The organism is Pseudomonas botevensis (genome assembly GCF_019145475.1).
In the GTDB taxonomy this organism is placed as follows: domain Bacteria; phylum Pseudomonadota; class Gammaproteobacteria; order Pseudomonadales; family Pseudomonadaceae; genus Aquipseudomonas; species Aquipseudomonas botevensis.
The window spans coordinates 115,751-133,861 of the sequence record NZ_JAHTKI010000015.1; the positions used below are offsets into that span (position 1 = coordinate 115,751).

Genomic DNA, 18,111 nt, shown 5'->3' on the forward strand with positions numbered 1-18,111 from the left:
CCCACAAAAAAACCGACATCGCTGTCGGTTTTTTTGTGCCTCACGGCTTCGGCGCTGGAGCCGGCGCAGTGGCTGGCGGAGCGGCCGGTGCAGCCGGTGCAGGCGCCGCACTTCCCGGTTCGGCCGGCTTCGGCAGCGGGTCGTCGAACAGGTTCAGCCGCTCGCGCAACTCGTGCGGGGCCACCGGTTGCTGGTCGGCCGGCAGCGCGTTCGGATCGACCGGAGCCGCCGCGCCACCGTTCTGACCGTCAGCCGCCGGCTTGTCCGGATCAGCACCTTGCGAACCTTCGATGGCCGCCTGGGCCTTCTTGGTCAGCACCACGATGTCGATGCGGCGGTTCACCGGGTTGAACGGGTTTTCCTTGTCGAACAGCGCCGACGAGGCGTAACCCACCACCCGCGCCACTTGCGAGTCCGGATAGCTGCCGGCCACCAGCGCACGACGGGCCGCGTTGGCGCGGTTGGCCGAGAGCTCCCAGTTGCCGAAATCGCCGTTGCCAACGTAAGGCTTGGCATCGGTGTGACCGCTGATGCTGATCTTGTTCGGCACTGCCTTGATGGTGTCAGCCATGGCCAGCAGGATGTCTTCGAAGTACGGTTTCAGACGCGCGGAACCCGAGTCGAACATCGGCCGGTTCTCGGCGTCCATGATCTGGATGCGCAAACCGTTCGGAGTGATCTCGAACAGGATCTGATCCTTGAACTTCTGCAGTTGTGGATTCTCTTCGACCTTGTTCTGCAGTTCTTGCAGCAGCAGTTCCAGACGCTCTTTCTCGACCTGCTCGGCCATGCCTTCAACCTGCTCGGTGTCGACCGTGACCTTGTCCGGCTGCGGCTGGGACTTCACTTCCGGGTTGAGGGTGTTTTCCGGCGCCAGGGTCGGCGTACCGCCCAGATCGATGATGTACGGCGTGCCGCTCTCGGAGAAGCCGACCGGATCCTTGAAGTAACCGGCGATGGCGATCTTCTGCTCCGGGGTGGCGGTGGACAGCAGCCACAGCACCAGGAAGAACGCCATCATCGCCGTGGCGAAGTCGGCGAAGGCGATTTTCCACGCCCCGCCGTGATGCCCGCCACCGTAGCGCTTGACGCGCTTGATGATTATCGGCTGGTTATTTTCCATGACTTAGCGACCGCGAACCGCTTGTTCCAGCTCGGCGAAGCTAGGACGGTGAGCCGGGTACAGAACCTTGCGGCCGAACTCGACGGCCAGCGACGGCGGCATGCCGGAAGCCGAAGCCACCAGCGAGGCCTTGATGGCTTCGTAGACGTTGAGTTCTTCCTTGGCGTCGTGGGCCAGGGAGTGCGCCAGCGGGCCGAAGAAGCCGTAGGCCGCGAGAATACCGAAGAATGTACCGACCAGTGCCGCACCAACGTGCAGACCGATGGACTTCTGGTCGCCTTCACCCAGCGACGCCATGGTCACCACGATCCCCAGTACTGCCGCGACAATACCGAAACCCGGCATGGCGTCGGCAATGCCGTTGACCGCGTGGGATGGATGCTCGAGGTCTTCCTTGAGGCTGAACAGTTCCATGTCGAACAGGCCTTCGAGCTCGTGGGGAGCCATGTTGCCGGAAGACATGATGCGCAGGTAATCGCAGATGAACGCGGTCATGCGCTCGTCCTTCAACACCGCCGGGTACTTGGCGAAGATCGGGCTCGCGGCGGCGTCTTCGATGTCGCCTTCGATGGCCATCATGCCTTCGCGGCGGCTCTTGTTGAGGATCTCGTAGATCAGGCCGAGCACTTCAAGATAGAAGGTGTGGCTGAAGCGCGAACTGAACATGCCCAGGGACTTCTTGAGCACGTGCATCGTCATGTAGCCGGGGTTGGCCTGGAGGAATGCGCCGAGGGCCGCACCACCGATGATCATCACCTCGAAAGGCTGGATCAGGGCGGCAATCTTGCCGTGGGAGAGCACGTATCCGCCGAGCACGCTCGCGAATACGACGATGATGCCGATAATTTTAGCCATAGATAGAAGGTACTTACTTAAGTCGGGTTCAAGGTCATATTCGGAAGTTAAAAAATCTCTTCTTCTACTTATCGGCAAAACTGCGCCAGACTATAGGCAGTTCAGGCGAAAAGCCAATTTAGCCCGTGCCGGGCGCGTCTACAGCTGATGAAGATCCCGTCCAGACATGGCTAATGAAACGAACGTTCCACACGCGAAACCGACCACGCTCGATGGCTGGGTGAAACTGCTCGATAGCGTCCGCCTGCCGGTTCCACAAGAAGCCCATGACCGCGTTTGCCGGGCGATCCGCGACAACCGCAGCTCGCTGCGCGACATCGCCGAACTGATGCAGGACAGCCCGGCCCTGGCGCTGAGCATCATCCGCGAAGCCAACCGCCACACCCACGGCAGCATGGCCGCCCCGGCGGAAAACCTCGAAATCGCGATCAACCGCCTCGGCCTCGCCCGCACTGAAGAATTGCTTGCACGCCTGCCTGCCGAACCCGGCGCGCAGATCCCGTTGCCCCTGCGCCAGTTGCAGATGATCAGCCAGCACGCCACGCAACAGGCCAACGGCTTTTTCGCCGGGCGCCTGGCGCGACTGTGGCAGGACATCCATTGGGGCAGTCTGCTGTTTCTGTCGCCGTTATGGCCGCTGGCGCTGACCTTCCCGAAGCTGCTCGAAGAGTGGGAACTGCGGGTGATCCACAAGGGCGAATCGGCCCGCGAGGTGGAGAAGCAACTGTTCGGCGTACGCCTGCTGAAAATCGGCGAAGCGCTGGTTGAAGCCTGGCGCCTGCCGATCTGGGTGCAGCAGGGTTATCGGCTGCTGCTCACCGAGCAACGGGAGCTGGTCAAGGTCCTGCGCATCGCCCGCGACAGCGAACATCCGCTGCGCCAGCAGAATCGCCTGGATGACGATCCGACCCTGCGCCGCTGGCTCAATCAGCCGGCCAATACCGTGCTGCTGGCGAACGGTCTGGCGCTCTCGGCGCAACAGGCCTGGGACAGTCCGCACAGCGAGCGCTGGCAGTACCTGACCAGCCTTTACCTGCAAATTTCGATGGACGAAGTCCAGCAACAGTTGCACCAGCAGGCGGCCAACAGCGCGCGCCTGCATGGCATGCCCGATCTGTGGCACCCGGCGATTTCCTTGCTGTGGCCCTGGGGCACCCGCCGCCTGCCCGCCGGGATGCTGCCTGCCGCCGCGCCGACGGCCGAGGATCTCGCCAAGTGGCGCCAGCAATGCGCCGAACTGCTGGCGACGCCGAGCCGCTTCACCAATGCCATGCACCTGACCATCGCCGCCCGCGACGCCCTGGCCGCCAGTGGCATGCGCCGGGTGATGATCCTGATGGCCGACCGCACCCACGCCAGCCTGCGCGTCCACCAAATTGCCGGATTGCCGAAAGAGGCGGCCGCGCTGAACTTCGTCGTCAGCCAGAGCAGCGTGCTGCAACGGCTGCTCGCGCAACAGGCGCAGGTGCGGATCACCCCGGACAACAACGCCCAGTTCTCCGCCCTGCTGCCGGCCTCCCTGCGCAGCCTGTTCCGTGGCGAGCACCTGTTTCTGCGCTCGCTGGTGAACAACGGCCGGGTCATCATGATTGTGGTGGCCGACCAGGGTGGCGGGCCGTTCGCCGACATCACCGTACAAGCCTTCGGCAAAACCGCGCAGTGCATCGAGAAAGCGCTGCACAGCTTTAGCCAGCGCGGCCAATGACAGCTACAATCCTTCCCCTTTGTGCTCTGGAGACCTCACATGTCTGATTTCTCTGGCCTGGCGCTGGTGATCGAGCCGAGCGACCTGCTCCCGCGCCTCGAATCCCGCGATCTGATTCTGGTGGATCTGACCAGTGCCGCCCGTTATGCCGAGGGTCATATTCCCGGCGCACGCTTTGTCGACCCCAAACGCACCCAATTGGGTCAGGCGCCGGCCCCGGGCCTGCTGCCGACCCGGGAAAAACTCGAAGAACTGTTCGGCGAACTGGGCCATCGCCCGGACGCGGTCTACGTGGTCTATGACGACGAAGGCGGCGGTTGGGCCGGGCGCTTCATCTGGCTGCTCGACGTGATCGGCCATGACAAGTACCACTACCTCGATGGCGGTCTGCCGGCGTGGCTGGCGGAAGGCTCGCCGATGTCGATCCAGATCCCGCCGGCGGTCGGTGGCCCGGCGGCCCTGACCCTGCGCGACGAGCCGACCGCCACCCGCGAATACCTGCAAAGCCGTCTGGGCGCCGCCGACCTGGCGATCTGGGACGCGCGCGGGCCACTGGAATACTCCGGCGAAAAAGTCCTGGCGGCCAAGGGCGGACACATTCCCGGCGCGGTCAATTTCGAATGGACGGCGGGCATGGATCAGACCCGTCACTTGCGCATTCGCAGCGACATGCCGCAGATCCTCGAACAACTGGGCATCACGCCCGACAAGGAAATCATTACCCACTGCCAGACCCACCACCGGTCCGGCTTCACTTATCTGGTGGCCAAGGCCCTCGGTTATCCGCGGGTCAAGGGCTACGCCGGTTCCTGGGGCGAGTGGGGCAACCACCCCGACACGCCCGTCGAGCTTTAAGGTTTTTAAGGACAGTCAATGAAAGAGCGTTTGTTTATCCTCAGCCAGTACCTGCTGCCTCACCACTTGCTGTCGCGCCTGGCCGGCTGCATCGCCGAGTGCCGCGTGCGCTGGTTCAAGAATGCGTTCACCACCTGGTTCGCCAAGCGTTATCAGGTGGACATGTCGCAAGCACTGGTTGAAGACGTGACCGCCTACGAGCATTTCAACGCCTTCTTCACCCGTGCCCTGAAAGACGGCGCACGTCCGCTGGACCAGACGCCGGGCGCAATCCTCAGCCCGGCCGACGGCGCGGTCAGCCAGCTCGGCCCGATCGAACACGGTCGCGTATTCCAGGCCAAGGGCCACAGTTTCAGCGTGCTCGAACTGCTGGGCGGCGATACCGCGAATGCCGCGCCTTTCATGGGCGGCGACTTCGCCACCATTTATCTGTCGCCGAAGGACTATCACCGCGTACACATGCCGCTGGCCGGCACCCTGCGCGAAATGGTCTACATCCCGGGCCGGATCTTTTCGGTCAACCAGACCACCGCTGAAAACGTGCCTGAGCTGTTCGCCCGTAACGAGCGCGTGGCGTGCATCTTCGACACCGAGCGCGGGCCAATGGCCGTGGTGCTGGTGGGCGCGATGATCGTGGCCTCGATCGAAACCGTCTGGGCCGGTCTGGTCACGCCGCCGAAACGCGAACTGAAGACCTTCCGCTACGACGAAGCCGCCCGCGCGCCGATTCATCTGGAAAAAGGTGCGGAACTGGGGCGCTTCAAGCTGGGATCCACTGCCATCGTGCTGTTCGGGCCGGATCAAGTGAAGTGGGCCGAAGAACTGGCGGCTGGTTCGCCGGTGCAAATGGGCCAGGCCCTGGCCCTGCCGAACGCCTGACCCGCCCCGCGCAGGCTGCGCTCCTGATTTGCCGAAAATCGAGAGCGCAGCTTGGCGTCACCGGGCAACTCCGACCCCTCCCCCGCCCCAACGCAACGGCCCATTTGCTGCTATGGTTTTTGGCATGAGCCAGACCATCCCCCCACCTCAGCTGCGCGCCCCGACCCCGACACAGTTGCGCCTGTCCTTCTGTGAGGCCAACCCGCGCGACCTCCGGCGCTGGATCGCCGGCCTGCCCAAGGCCAACATCGGCGAGACGGCCCGTCAGCTGTATCAAGGCTTGGGCGAACTCAACCAACTGCTGACCCCCAGCGACAATCGTCTGCAATTGCTGGAACTGTTGCGCCCCGAGGTGTACTTCGTCTGCCAGCATCTGGAGCGACACTTCCTCCATCAGGCCATCATGCTCGATGACCGCTCGCGCAAAATCGTCAACCTCTGCCAGGCCCTGCAAAGCCAGCTGGCCAACGGCTACAAACAGATCGTTCTGCGGATCGCGCCGAAGTACACCAAGGCGCGAGCGGAGCTGGTCAGCCTGTCCCTGCAACGGGCCACCCATGCGCTCAAGGGGCAATTGCTGCGGGCGACGCAGCTTTACAGCCCGGCGCCGGAGCATCTGTGGTTCGAGTTGCATCAGTTGTATCGCACGGCCAGCCAGTTGCAGTTGCAACATCGGGGCGTGCGCGATGACCTGGCCAGCCTCACCCGTGAATTGAGCGTCGAACAGACCTACCTCGCTGCCCTGCTGCTGGGCAGCGCTCGCTGCAATCAACTGCGCCAGAACCAGATCGCGCGACTGGCGGAGGTGCTGGAACCGTGGAGCGCGTGGCTGAAATTGCCTCCGGATGCAGCCACCGACGGCTTGTTCGCGATATCCGCCGAACTCGACGCCGGGCCGCGCTACCGCAGCATGTTTCGCAGTGAGCAACAGGCCGGGCTGCTCGGTTTCGATCCACAGCCCCTGGTGGAGGCCATCGAAGCCCACCTGCTGCACCACCCCACTTCGACGCCGCTGCCGATTCCGGCGGGGCTGAGCCTGGATACCCTGCAGCATCTGCACGCCACCTGGGGTCAGGCGGCCGAGCGCAGTTTCCAGCGCACCGTCGGCCAGGGCAACCTGACCGTGTGCGTCGGCATGAGCGCCCTGCACTTCTATCTCGGCGGCGAACGCTCGTTCAGCGAAATGCTCAAGCACCCCGGCGCCCGCACTGCCGACTTCAACAGTGCAGTGGCCAAGGGCGAAAAGGACAGTTGGAGCCAGGCCTTCGACGCCGCGCCGCAAAGCAAGAGCGACGAATTCCTGCCCTACGAGGAAATCCTCTACGAACCGCTGATCGAAGACGAAGACAACACTGACAGTCCACCGCACTACCCGACCTACGCTTTGCCAGTGATCAACCACAGCCCAGGCGGTTATTGCCTGGCCTGGCCGAAAGAAGTGCCCGCCGAATTGCAGGCCGGGGAAATGGTCGGCATTCAGGACACCGCAAGCCAGGGCTGGAGCATTGCCGTGGTGCGCTGGATCCGCCAGGTACGCGGTGCCGGCACGCAAATGGGCATCGAACTGGTGGCCCCTCACGCGCAGCCATGCGGGTTGCAACTGGTGCGCTCGCGGGACGATCACAGCCACTATCTGCGCGGTCTGCTGCTGCCGGAGATCAGCGCCATCGACCTGCCCGCCACATTGCTCGCACCGCGCCTGCCGTTCCAGGAGGGCAGCAAAGTGCTGATCAACACCCACGGCGAAGAGCACCGCGCCGGGCTGGACCGGCGGGTGGCGAGCACTCACAGTTTCAATCAGTTTGCTTATCGGTCGCTGGATAGCGCACAGAATGGCGGCAGCGAAGAGGATTTCGATTCGTTGTGGAAGTCGCTTTGAGCGGCATCAGCCAAATCGAGGCTTCCTCTTCGCAGGCTTGCCCGCGAAGAGGACGCGCACAACTCAGAGTTGCCCGTCGCGATCCCGGAAGCCCAGCAGATACAGCACGCCATCCAGCCCCAGGGTGGAAATCGCCTGTTTGGCCGACTGTTTGACCAGCGGCTTGGCGCGGAACGCCACGCCCAGGCCGGCAATCGCCAGCATCGGCAGATCGTTGGCGCCGTCGCCGACCGCAATGGTCTGCTCCAGACGCAAGCCTTCCTTCTGCGCCAGTTCCTTCAACAGGTCAGCCTTGCGCTGGGCATCAACGATCGGCTCGACCGCCACGCCCGTGCATTTGCCATCGACCACTTGCAGTTCGTTGGCGAACACGTAGTCGATGCCGAGCTTTTCCTGCAATTGCTTGGCGAAATAAGTGAAGCCACCGGACAGGATCGCGGTCTTGTAACCCAGGCGCTTGAGTTCGGCGAACAGGGTTTCCGCGCCTTCGGTCAGACGCAGCGAAGCGCCGATGGAGTCCAGCACGCTGACGTCCAGGCCCTTGAGCAACGCCAGGCGCTCCTTGAAGCTGGCGCGGAAATCCAGCTCGCCGGCCATTGCCCGTTCGGTGATTTCCGAAACCTTGTCACCCACGCCGGCCGCCTTCGCCAGCTCGTCGATGACTTCGGCCTCGATCAGGGTCGAGTCCATGTCGAACACCGCCAGGCGGCGATTGCGGCGGAACAGCGAATCCTCCTGGAAGGCGATGTCGACGTTCAGCTCCTGGGCGACGCTGAGGAATTCGGCGCGCAGGGCCTGCGGGTCAGCCGCTTCGCCACGTACGGAGAACTCGATGCAGCCCTTGCCCTTGTCGGCCGGCGTGTCCAGCGGCATGCGCCCCGACAGACGGTCGATGTGATCGATGTTCAGGCCGTATTTGGCGGTGATCGAGCTCACGGCCTGCAACTGGCCGGCAGTCACTTTGCGGGTCAGCAGGGTGACGATGTGGCGCTTCTTGCCCTGGTTGCCCACCCACTGCTGGTAATCCTCTTCGGACACCGGGGTGAAACGCACCTGCTGCTCGAGCTCGTAGCCCTTGAACAGAATGTCCTTGAGCACCGACTGGCCTTGCTCGGTGTCGGGAATTTCAACCAGGATGCCGAACGACAGGGTGTCGTGGATCACCGCCTGACCGATGTCGAGAATGTTCACACCACCCTGGGCCAGAACGCCGGTAATGGCCGCAGTCAGACCCGGACGATCGGATCCGGTGATGTTAATCAGGACGATTTCGCGCAACGCGCACCCCCGCAACTGGAAAAAAACCGCATTCTACCCACTTTCAGTGACCATCGGGCACCGCCAGCGCTTTGCCGGTCTAGGGCCTGTCGCTATACTGCGCGTCAACTTCACGGACAAAAGAGCCGAGCTCAGTGAACCGGCCCACGCCAGTTAAAACCGATAACTTCTTCCTGCTGATCTTCCGTGCACTGCGCCACCGCCGTGTACCGATTGCATTGCGCATCGCCAGCCATAACGTGATCCTGGTCGCTCTGGCCCTGGTGATCTACGCCTGCGTGATGGGTTTGCAGTTCAAGCAGGCCATGCACGAGCAGGCCGATGCGCTGGGTGAAAGCCTGACCACGCAGACCGCCACCTCCGCCACCGAACTGCTGGTGTCCAACGACATCCTCAGCCTCAACGTGCTGCTGAACAACCTGACCAAGAACAAACTGGTGGCCCACGCGGCCATCTACAGCGTGGACAACCGCATCCTCGCCGAGTCCGGTCAGCGTCCCAAGCACGGTCTGCTGGGCGAAGCCGAAGGCATGTACGAGAGCAAGATCACCTTCCAGGACGTGACCGCCGGGCAACTGCGCATCAGCCTGGACATGGATCAGTTCCAGCAGCCGATGACCATCAGCCTGCAAAGCATGGGCATTCTGAGTGCAATCCTGTTGGCGCTCGCCCTGGCTCTGAGCCTGCGTCTGGGCCGGCATATTTCCACGCCGCTGCTGCAATTGCGGGTGTGGCTGCGCCGGATCGACGAATTCACCCCGGGCATCGAGCGTCAGGACGAAATCGGCGACCTCGCCCGTCAACTGCACGCCAGCTACGCTCCGGAGCCGGCCGAACCCGAGCCTGAGCCGGAACCCGAGCTCGAAGACGACGAACCGGAATTCGAAGTGCGCAACCTGCGCGACCCGAGTTTCGACGAGAGCCGGCCGATGGCCGCGCAAAAGCCGGCGCCACGCCATGTGGTCAGCACCGTCGAGGACGACGAAGATGACGACGCGTTCGCCGACCTGCGCGACGAATCGCTGAACGAAACCGCGCCACCGGCCGTTCGCCAGCCAACCCCGAACGTGCCGCAACACACGGCGGTGCTGGCGGTGCAACTGGGTTCCCAGGAGCAACTGCGACGCCTGCCGCGCGCACGCCTGGAAGAACTGCTGGAGCGCTATCGCGACTGCCTCGACCAGGCCGCTTCGCTGTATCAGGGCGAAATCGAGACGCTGAACGACGGCAGCACCCTGATGCTGTTCCACAGCGAAGACAGCGGCGACGACTACCTGACCAACGCCATCTGCTGCGGCGAACTGCTGCGAGCGCTGGGCCATCAGTTGCAGATCGAAGTCGCCGACAGCGGCATCACCCTGCAATTGCAGCTGGGCCTGACCCTCGGCGACGAACTGTTCGGCCTGAGCCAGATCGACCTGCTGCTGACCGACTCCGCCCAGGACGCACTCGCGCTGTCGCAACACAGCCGCAACCTGCTGCTGGTGGAGCGCAAGATCAGCGACGACGCGCTGATCCGTCAGCGTGCACGGATCCGCCCGATCGCCAGCCCCGAGGGCGCTTGCTGCGTGGAGCGGTTGATGGAGCCTTATCCGTCGATGCTGGAGCGGCAACTGGCGCGGATGCATGAGCGCCGGGCCTGAGGCCTGATACGGTTGTAAACGAAGCCCGCAGATGAGTGATTGTCTGCGGGCTTTTTGTTTACAGTGAAAGCCCCCTTACCCTAGCCCTCTCCCTGAGGGAAAGGGAACCGATTGGGGGATGCTCAGGCGTCACACCGACCTGAGCGCGCCGTGCCGAATCCGGAATCAGCACTTCGCCCCATCGCTAGCAACTCTATAATCGACACGATCCTCCAGGTCGATGGACAGCGTCAGACACCACGGTCGGCTCCCTCTCACTCTGGGAGAGGGCTGGGGTGAGGTTTTTTTGATCTTCTACCCATTCCCCAGACACAACAAAGCCCGCACAAGGCGGGCTCTGTTTTCAAGCAGTCCAGGCTTAGAAGCGGAACACTTCCATGTCCGTGCGGATCGGTGAAGCCATTGGAATCTTCGGCTGCTTCTCGGTTTCCGCCGCGGGTGCTGCCGGTTTCGGCGCTGGCTTGCGCGGTGCCTCGGCGACCGGTGGCTGGTTGGCCAGTGGCTTGAGCGCCACCGACAACTGCTCGGCCAGACGCTGCAACAGCACGCCCTGGGCCTGAACCTGCGCAGCAGTGGTCCCGGCATGCTGCTCTTGCAGATGCACAATGCGGTTGTCACGGACCTGACCACGACGGTCGATCAGGCGCCATTGGGCATCGAGAATCGCCGGTTGCGCCTTGCCCGAATCCAGGCGAGTGATGGTCAGCAAGACCTGCACGTCCGGGCTGAAGCCCAACGTGGCGGGTGCCAGCACTACACGCTGGCTGTCCAGATGACCGGCAACCTGACGCAACAGCAGTTGATCGATATCCGACGAAAGGCTGCCGGCCCACCGACCATCGGCCGACGCTTGCAGGCTGCCATCCGGTTGACGCTGCAGCAGCGTCTCGCGTTGCAGGTAATCGGCCACGACCACAGGGCCTAGCAAAACCGCCATGCCCGCGCTTTGCGCAGGCTGAGCCGGACTTCCGCTGTCCAGCTGATACAGCGACACCGGCTGGTGAACGCTGCAACCCGCCAGGCCAAGAACGCCGGCGAGCAGGAAAATAAGGGGGCGCAGAGAAGTCATCATCCCGTCCAGGTGGTTGCCACAAGGCTGACCACAGTGAAAATACTCAATAAATATGAAGAACGCTCGGCCACGCCGGCGATGGAAAGGCCATATCATCCGTGAATATGCGTTCCGACTCCAGCGCCAAAGCGCCGATCTACGGGTTAAATCGTAGATCTGGCGCTCTAGGACGCTTAATTGAGGTTTTCGACGAGCAGCGCATCCACCCGCTGGAAGCCACGAGGCAACTTGTTACCACGCCGCCCACGCTCACCCTTGTAGTGTTCGAGGTCGTCGGCTTTCAGCGACAGGGTACGTTTTCCGGCCTGCAACACCAGTGTGGCGCCATCCGGAATGACGGCGATGTCCGTGACATATTCTTCGCGACTGGCGACACGTTCACCGGAAATCCCGATGATCTTGTTGCCTTTGCCCTTTCCTAATTGTGGCAGATCGCTGATTTTGAAGATCAGCAGGCGACCCTCGGTCGTGACCGAGGCCAGCCAGTTCTGCTCGCGGTCGGGCACCGGACGCGGCGCGATCACCTTGGCGTTGTTCGGCAGGCTCAGCAGGGCCTTGCCGGCCTTGTTCTTGGCTTGCAGGTCTTCACCCTTGACCACGAAACCATAGCCGGCATCGGACGCGATCACGTACAGGCCGTCGTCTTCCGGCATCAGCACGCATTCGAACGTTGCCCCCGGCGGTGGGGTCAGACGGCCGGTCAGCGGCTCGCCCTGGCCGCGGGCCGATGGCAGTGTGTGGGTAGCCAGCGAGTAGCTGCGCCCCGTGGAGTCGATGACCACGGCCGACTGGTTGGAACGCCCCGCCGCCGAAGTCTTGAAGCCATCACCCGCCTTGTACGACAGGCCGGTGGCGTCGATCTCGTGCCCCTTGGCCGAACGAATCCAGCCTTTTTCCGACAGCACGACGGTGACTTTTTCATTCGGCAGCAGATCGTGCTCGGTCAGTGCCTTGGCTTCGGCACGCTCGACGATTGGCGAGCGGCGGTCATCGCCGTAGGTTTCGGCATCCTTGATCAACTCGCTGCGCACCAGCTTCTTCAGCTTGGTTTCGCTGCTCAGCAGCGCCTGCAGCTTGGCCTGCTCCTTGAGCAATTCGTCCTGCTCGTCGCGCAGCTTCATCTCTTCCAGCCGCGCCAACTGACGCAGACGGGTGTCGAGGATGTAGTCGGCCTGGATTTCGCTGAGGGCGAAACGCTCGATCAGTTTGGCCTTCGGCTGATCCTCGGTGCGGATGATGTGAATCACTTCATCCAGGTTGAGGTAAGCGATCAGCAAACCATCCAACAGGTGCAGGCGACGCTCGACCTTGTCGAGGCGGAATTGCAGGCGGCGACGCACGGTCAGCACGCGGAATTCCAGCCACTCGACCAGCAGCGCCCGCAGGTTTTTCAGCTGCGGCTTGCCATCCAGACCGATGATGTTGACGTTGACCCGGTAGGTCGACTCCAGCTCGGTGCTGGCGAACAGGTGCTGCATCAGCGCTTCGTGGTCGACGCGGCTGTTGACCGGGATGATCACGATGCGGCACGGGTTTTCGTGGTCGGATTCGTCGCGCAGGTCAGCGATCTGCGGGGCTTTCGACGGTTTGGCCTGCATCAGCGCGGCGATCTGCTCCAGCACTTTGGCTCCGGAGACTTGATGCGGCAGCGCGGTGACGATGATGTCGCCGTCCTCGACGTGGTACACGGCGCGCATGCGCACCGAACCCTTGCCGGTTTCGTACATTTTCAGCAGGTCGGCACGCGGGGTGATGATTTCCGCTTCGGTCGGATAATCCGGCCCCTGAATGTGTTCGCAAAGCTGCTCGACCGTGGCTTTCGGCTCATCGAGCAGACGCACGCAGGCGCTGGCGACTTCACGCAGGTTATGCGGCGGCACGTCGGTGGCCATGCCCACGGCGATACCGGTGGTGCCGTTGAGCAGAATGTTCGGCAGACGCGCCGGCAGCACCAGCGGCTCCTGCAGGGTGCCGTCGAAGTTCGGCCCCCAGTCCGCCGTGCCCTGGCCCAGCTCGCTGAGCAGCACTTCGGAATAACGCGACAGCCGCGCCTCGGTGTAACGCATGGCGGCGAAGGACTTCGGATCGTCCGGCGCACCCCAGTTGCCCTGCCCATCCACCAGCGTATAGCGGTAGCTGAACGGCTGGGCCATCAGCACCATCGCTTCGTAGCACGCCGAGTCGCCGTGGGGGTGGAACTTGCCGAGCACGTCGCCGACGGTACGCGCCGACTTCTTGTGCTTGGAATCGGCGTCCAGCCCCAGCTCGCTCATGGCGTAGACGATACGCCGCTGTACCGGTTTCAGACCGTCGCCGATATGCGGCAGGGCACGGTCCATGATCACGTACATGGAGTAGTTGAGGTAGGCATTTTCGGTGAAGTCAGCCAGCGACCGGCGTTCTACGCCATCTAAGCTGTCTGCAAGGTTGTCGCTCATGCGGGCCTCATCGGTTCGTTGTCTGGCGCAGCAGCATGGTGCCGCCGCGCTGAGTAAATTCAAGTTTGTTCAGGGCGCTCATGCCGAGCAACACCTGGTCGCCATGCAGGCCCGGCGCCACCAGCGCGCGGACGTCCCGCAGCACGATGTCGCCCAGTTGCAGGCGGTCGATCCGGGTCCGATAGCCCTGGCTCAGGCCATTGGCCGTGCTCAGGGTCACACCGAAACCTTCTTCCAGCTTCAGGCTTTTCGCCACGTCGGCCGGGATGGCCACGTCGGTCGCGCCGGTGTCGAGCATGAACTCCACTGGCTGACCGTTGATCTGGCCGCTGGCGACAAAATGCCCTTGGGCGTTGCCGGCCAGCTTCACTTCAATAAAACCGTCGCCCTGCTGCGAACTGACCACCACGTTCGGATTCTGCTGGCGATCTTCCCACTGGCCGAAAAACCGCGTTGCCAGAAACAGCGCCGCGCACCACGCCAGAATCATCAACACCCGACCGGCACGCTTGCCCGGCGGTTGCTGACTCATGGCTTGGCGCTCCAGCCGCCGTCAGGCGCGGCGAAACGCCAGACGATCGGGCGGACCTCGCCATCGGCGCGAGGACCAAAATTGTTGTCGACGCCGATCCAGGCACCCTGAGCATCGATAACCAGCGCCTCTTCCAGCCCAAAGTTCTGCGAATAGCGACGATTTCCCTGCAACAACTCGGCCGCGTAAGACCAGCAAAGTTCGACCTTGGCCGTCTGCGCATCGCGACGACATATCTGGTAAGCGTTGCGCTCAAGGGTAAACAGTTTGCCGTTGAACAATGACAGGTCGGAAAAATCCCGGTTGACCGGCCTGGCTTTGGGAAACTGCGGCGGTTGCATTTCCATCCCGCCTTCACTGAGCAGCACACAGCGACCGTCACAATCCCACACCGTCTGTTGGCGCTTGATCAGCAACAAACCCCGGCTTTGCCGCTCGGCGGCCAGCCACATCTGATCGCCCGCCGGATTGATCGCCAGGCCTTCGAAGATCGCATTGAATTGCAGCAACATGCCGCTGGCGCGCGCCTCGCGAACCATCATCGGAGAGATTTTCAGCCACGACGACGGCCCCTGCGGCGGCACTTGCAACACCGCGGCGTGGCCTTCACTGACAATGTAGCGATTACCGGCGCTGTCGCAGGTGATCCCTTCGAAGTCCAGATCGCCACCACGGACGAACGACGCCGCCCAGGTCCGCGATTTGATGCCCCACGGCAAGCCGCTGTCGGGTACTGGCGGCGGCTCGATGCGCACGGCAGTCGCCTGCCAGACCGGGTCGCGGGTATCGAGACGGTAGATCTGGTCATCGTCGCGATCCGAAACCGTCCACAGCTCGTTGCCGCACAGGGCCAGCCCCGACAGATTGCCGCCGCGCATACCTTCGACCGGGTGCTCGGCGAGCACGCGCAGCTCTTGCACAGGCTCCGCCGACACCCCCATCGAACCCAGCAGCAACGCACCCGCCAAGGCCCAGCCAAACCGCATCAGGCCAGCACCTCGGCGAGGTTGCCCTTGGATTCGAGCCAGGTCTTGCGGTCACCGGCGCGCTTCTTCGCCAGCAGCATGTCCATCATTTCCGAGGTTTCGGCGAAGTCGTCCCCGAGGGTCAACTGCACCAGACGCCGGGTGTTCGGGTCCATGGTGGTTTCACGCAGTTGCGGCGGGTTCATTTCACCCAGGCCCTTGAATCGGGTGACCTGCGGCTTGCCCCGTTTCTTCTCGGCCACCAGGCGATCAAGAATCCCGTCGCGCTCGGCGTCGTCCAGGGCGTAGAAAATCTCTTTGCCGAGGTCGATGCGGTACAGCGGCGGCATCGCCACGTAGACATGACCGGCATCCACCAGCGGGCGGAAATGCTGGACGAACAAGGCGCAGAGCAGCGTCGCGATGTGCAGACCGTCGGAGTCGGCGTCGGCGAGGATGCAGATCTTGCCGTAGCGCAACTGACTCATGTCTTCGGCGCCCGGATCGACCCCGATGGCGACGGCGATGTTGTGGACTTCCTGGCTCGCCAGCACTTCGCTGCCGTCGACTTCCCAGGTGTTGAGGATCTTGCCGCGCAACGGCAGGATCGCCTGGAATTCCTTGTCCCGCGCCTGCTTGGCCGAGCCGCCGGCAGAATCACCTTCGACCAGGAACAGTTCGGAACGCATCGGGTCCTGCCCTGCGCAGTCCGCCAGTTTGCCCGGCAGCGCCGGCCCTTGGGTGATGCGCTTGCGCTCGACTTTCTTGCTCGCTTTCAGACGACGACCGGCGTTGCTGATCGCCAGTTCCGCCAGAGCCAGGCCGGTTTCCGGGTTGGCGTTGAGCCACAGGCTGAACGCGTCCTTGACCACACCGGACACGAACGCCGCCGCTTCGCGGGACGACAGACGTTCCTTGGTCTGGCCGGAGAATTGCGGTTCCTGCATTTTCATCGACAGGACGAACGCGATGCGCTCCCAGACGTCTTCCGGCGCCAGCTTCACGCCGCGCGGCAGCAGGCTGCGGAATTCGCAGAACTCGCGCATCGCGTCGAGCAGGCCCTGGCGCAAACCGTTGACGTGGGTGCCGCCCTGCTCCGTCGGGATCAGGTTGACGTAGCTTTCAGTGACCGAAGTGCCGCCTTCCGGTAGCCACAGCAACGCCCACTCGACCGCTTCCTTGGTGCCGGCCAGGTTGCCGCAGAACGGCGCGTCCGGCAGACGCTCGAACTCGCTGACCGCGTCCACCAGATAGGAGCGCAGGCCATCTTCGTAATGCCACTCGACCTTTTCGCCGGTGCCTTTGTCTTCGAAGCTGATCAACAGCCCCGGACACAGCACGGCCTTGGCCTTGAGCACATGCTTGAGGCGACTGATGGAGAATTTCGGCGAGTCGAAATATTTCGGGTCCGGCGAGAAATACACGCTGGTCCCGGTGTTGCGCTTGCCGACAGTGCCGATCACTTCCAGATCGGTCGCCTTGAAGCCGTCGGCGAAGGTCATCTGGTATTCGTTGCCGTCACGCTTGACCCGCACCCGCACCTGGGTCGACAAGGCGTTGACCACGGAAATACCGACCCCGTGCAGACCGCCGGAGAACTGGTAATTCTTGTTGGAAAACTTGCCGCCCGCATGGAGCTTGGTCAGGATCAGCTCGACACCCGACACGCCCTCTTCCGGGTGAATGTCGACCGGCATGCCGCGACCGTCGTCGCAGACTTCCAGCGAGTGGTCGGCGTGAAGGATGACCTGAATCGATTTGGCGTGGCCGGCCAGGGCTTCGTCGACGCTGTTGTCGATGACTTCCTGGGCAAGGTGGTTCGGCCGACTGGTGTCGGTGTACATGCCCGGGCGTTTGCGCACCGGGTCGAGGCCCGAGAGGACTTCGATGGCGTCTGCGTTATAGGAGCTAGCGCTGGGAGTGGCCATAGGGTCTCGTCGTCAGTGATTCAATGAAAAATGGGGCAAGCGATCACAACGCGGTGAAATCGATTGCCTGATACAAATCGGCGCCAATGTCGGCAAAACTCAGCAACGCCGGCAATTGCCCGGCAAACCCCTGGAAACTGTGGTCGCCGCCGGCCTGAATGCGCAAGGCACAGGCCCGGTAATACAGCTGGGCATGGCGATAGTCCAGCGTTTCGTCCCCGGTCTGCAACCACACCTGATAACGCTGCGGATCCTGGGGCGCCGGCACTTCCAGCCCGGCCAGGGCCGTCACGTGGTCGTGGGTCAATTCCCAGGTTTCGTCTGTATACAGGTTTTTCTGCGTGCCCAGATAGCCGTCGAACATCCGGTGCGGACTGACGGCCGGATTGACCAGCAGGGCTTTCAGCCCATGACGCTCGGCCAGGTGAGTCGCATAGTAGCCGCCGAGCGAACTTCCCACCAGCAACGGCCGGCCGAGTTCGGCAATCGCCCGCTCCAACTGACCGATGGCCTCGCGCGGATGGTGATGCAGCGCAGGAACCCGCAACCGATCGCTCAGGCCCAATTGCTCCATCACGGCGACCAGTTGGCAGGCCTTTTTCGAGGCGGGTGCGCTGTTGAAACCGTGGATATAGAGGATCGAACCGGACATTGGAGCTCCCTGGGCGTCGGTTAAGGAAAACGGAGTTTACAGGGAGAAAGGCCCGGATTGTGGTTAAAAAAGCCCCTCACCCTAACCCTCCCGAAACGTCGGACCGCCCGGGGGTAGAGGGGACTGATCGAGGCGGCAGTGAAGAATATGTACATCCACCAGAACCAGGTCGGCTCCAGGCCGCCTTCGTGGGCAAGCCCACTCCCACAAAAGCAAAAGCAAAAGCCAAAGCCGTCCACACCCGCTTCCCACCACTCAACACAATGAGCGCTAGCTCGAGTACCGCTTTTGATCTTGCCGTGCCGGC

The 18,111-nt window shown here is 62.9% G+C and carries 14 protein-coding genes; 5 read left to right on the forward strand and 9 right to left on the reverse strand.

Annotated features, from left to right (window positions below; genetic code table 11):
- Positions 1–40: 40 nt before the first annotated feature.
- Together motB and motA are read right to left on the reverse strand one after the other, a co-directional pair.
- The gene (gene motB / locus KVQ74_RS19245) at positions 41–1,123 is read right to left on the reverse strand and encodes a flagellar motor protein MotB (RefSeq protein ID WP_217832745.1); all 1,083 of its coding nucleotides are present in this window, start codon (positions 1,121–1,123) and stop codon (positions 41–43) included.
- 3 nt (positions 1,124–1,126) lie between these two features.
- Positions 1,127–1,978 carry a flagellar motor stator protein MotA gene (gene motA, locus KVQ74_RS19250; protein WP_217832746.1) on the reverse strand — a complete coding sequence of 284 codons (852 nt, stop codon included), beginning with the start codon at positions 1,976–1,978 and terminating at the stop codon, positions 1,127–1,129.
- A 166-nt stretch (positions 1,979–2,144) separates the two neighbouring features.
- On the opposite strand from motA, the gene KVQ74_RS19255 reads away from it, so the two are divergent.
- The 4 genes from KVQ74_RS19255 (at position 2,145) to KVQ74_RS19270 (ending at position 7,296) form a co-directional block, all read left to right on the forward strand.
- On the forward strand, positions 2,145–3,683 hold the full coding sequence (locus KVQ74_RS19255) for an HDOD domain-containing protein (protein ID WP_217832747.1): 1,539 nt from the start codon (positions 2,145–2,147) through the stop codon (positions 3,681–3,683).
- Positions 3,684–3,722: 39 nt separating this feature from the next.
- On the forward strand, positions 3,723–4,538 hold the full coding sequence (locus KVQ74_RS19260) for a rhodanese-like domain-containing protein (protein WP_217832748.1): 816 nt from the start codon (positions 3,723–3,725) through the stop codon (positions 4,536–4,538).
- Positions 4,539–4,556: 18 nt separating this feature from the next.
- A complete protein-coding gene (gene asd / locus KVQ74_RS19265; RefSeq protein WP_217832749.1) occupies positions 4,557–5,417 on the forward strand; it encodes an archaetidylserine decarboxylase in 861 nt (286 codons plus the stop codon).
- A 124-nt stretch (positions 5,418–5,541) separates the two neighbouring features.
- Positions 5,542–7,296, forward strand: a complete 1,755-nt coding sequence (locus KVQ74_RS19270; protein ID WP_217832750.1) for a molecular chaperone — start codon at positions 5,542–5,544, stop codon at positions 7,294–7,296.
- Between the two features lie 63 nt (positions 7,297–7,359).
- Here KVQ74_RS19270 and serB read toward each other — a convergent pair whose 3' ends face one another.
- The gene (gene serB, locus KVQ74_RS19275; RefSeq protein ID WP_217832751.1) at positions 7,360–8,574 is read right to left on the reverse strand and encodes a phosphoserine phosphatase SerB; all 1,215 of its coding nucleotides are present in this window, start codon (positions 8,572–8,574) and stop codon (positions 7,360–7,362) included.
- Between the two features lie 134 nt (positions 8,575–8,708).
- On the opposite strand from serB, the gene KVQ74_RS19280 reads away from it, so the two are divergent.
- Complete coding sequence (locus KVQ74_RS19280) at positions 8,709–10,217, forward strand: AhpA/YtjB family protein (RefSeq protein WP_217832752.1); 1,509 nt, start codon at positions 8,709–8,711, stop codon at positions 10,215–10,217.
- Between the two features lie 358 nt (positions 10,218–10,575).
- On the opposite strand, the gene KVQ74_RS19285 is transcribed toward KVQ74_RS19280, so the two are convergent.
- The 6 genes from KVQ74_RS19285 to KVQ74_RS19310 form a co-directional block, all read right to left on the reverse strand.
- A complete protein-coding gene (locus KVQ74_RS19285) occupies positions 10,576–11,286 on the reverse strand; it encodes a PqiC family protein (protein WP_217832753.1) in 711 nt (236 codons plus the stop codon).
- A gap of 176 nt (positions 11,287–11,462) precedes the next feature.
- Positions 11,463–13,727: a DNA topoisomerase IV subunit A gene (gene parC, locus KVQ74_RS19290; RefSeq protein WP_217832754.1), complete on the reverse strand. Its 2,265-nt coding sequence runs from the start codon at positions 13,725–13,727 to the stop codon at positions 11,463–11,465.
- A 7-nt stretch (positions 13,728–13,734) separates the two neighbouring features.
- On the reverse strand, positions 13,735–14,259 hold the full coding sequence (locus KVQ74_RS19295; protein WP_217832755.1) for a retropepsin-like aspartic protease family protein: 525 nt from the start codon (positions 14,257–14,259) through the stop codon (positions 13,735–13,737).
- A complete protein-coding gene (locus KVQ74_RS19300) occupies positions 14,256–15,245 on the reverse strand; it encodes an esterase-like activity of phytase family protein (protein WP_217832756.1) in 990 nt (329 codons plus the stop codon). The genes KVQ74_RS19295 and KVQ74_RS19300 overlap by 4 nt, the downstream gene beginning before the upstream one ends.
- Positions 15,245–17,152: a DNA topoisomerase IV subunit B gene (gene parE, locus KVQ74_RS19305; protein WP_217832757.1), complete on the reverse strand. Its 1,908-nt coding sequence runs from the start codon at positions 17,150–17,152 to the stop codon at positions 15,245–15,247. The genes KVQ74_RS19300 and parE overlap by 1 nt, the downstream gene beginning before the upstream one ends.
- A gap of 43 nt (positions 17,153–17,195) precedes the next feature.
- A complete protein-coding gene (locus KVQ74_RS19310; RefSeq protein WP_217832758.1) occupies positions 17,196–17,804 on the reverse strand; it encodes a YqiA/YcfP family alpha/beta fold hydrolase in 609 nt (202 codons plus the stop codon).
- Positions 17,805–18,111 lie beyond the last annotated feature (307 nt).

What these genes read in the sequence shown, in the direction of transcription:
- motB (WP_217832745.1), bottom strand. Translation starts at nt 1,123, where the DNA reads ATGGAAAATAACCAGCCGATAATCATCAAGCGCGTCAAGCGCTACGGT.
- motA (WP_217832746.1), bottom strand. Translation starts at nt 1,978, where the DNA reads ATGGCTAAAATTATCGGCATCATCGTCGTATTCGCGAGCGTGCTCGGC.
- KVQ74_RS19255 (WP_217832747.1), top strand. Translation starts at nt 2,145, where the DNA reads ATGGCTAATGAAACGAACGTTCCACACGCGAAACCGACCACGCTCGAT.
- KVQ74_RS19260 (WP_217832748.1), top strand. Translation starts at nt 3,723, where the DNA reads ATGTCTGATTTCTCTGGCCTGGCGCTGGTGATCGAGCCGAGCGACCTG.
- asd (WP_217832749.1), top strand. Translation starts at nt 4,557, where the DNA reads ATGAAAGAGCGTTTGTTTATCCTCAGCCAGTACCTGCTGCCTCACCAC.
- KVQ74_RS19270 (WP_217832750.1), top strand. Translation starts at nt 5,542, where the DNA reads ATGAGCCAGACCATCCCCCCACCTCAGCTGCGCGCCCCGACCCCGACA.
- KVQ74_RS19285 (WP_217832753.1), bottom strand. Translation starts at nt 11,286, where the DNA reads ATGACTTCTCTGCGCCCCCTTATTTTCCTGCTCGCCGGCGTTCTTGGC.
- parC (WP_217832754.1), bottom strand. Translation starts at nt 13,727, where the DNA reads ATGAGCGACAACCTTGCAGACAGCTTAGATGGCGTAGAACGCCGGTCG.
- KVQ74_RS19295 (WP_217832755.1), bottom strand. Translation starts at nt 14,259, where the DNA reads ATGAGTCAGCAACCGCCGGGCAAGCGTGCCGGTCGGGTGTTGATGATT.
- KVQ74_RS19300 (WP_217832756.1), bottom strand. Translation starts at nt 15,245, where the DNA reads ATGCGGTTTGGCTGGGCCTTGGCGGGTGCGTTGCTGCTGGGTTCGATG.
- parE (WP_217832757.1), bottom strand. Translation starts at nt 17,152, where the DNA reads ATGGCCACTCCCAGCGCTAGCTCCTATAACGCAGACGCCATCGAAGTC.
- KVQ74_RS19310 (WP_217832758.1), bottom strand. Translation starts at nt 17,804, where the DNA reads ATGTCCGGTTCGATCCTCTATATCCACGGTTTCAACAGCGCACCCGCC.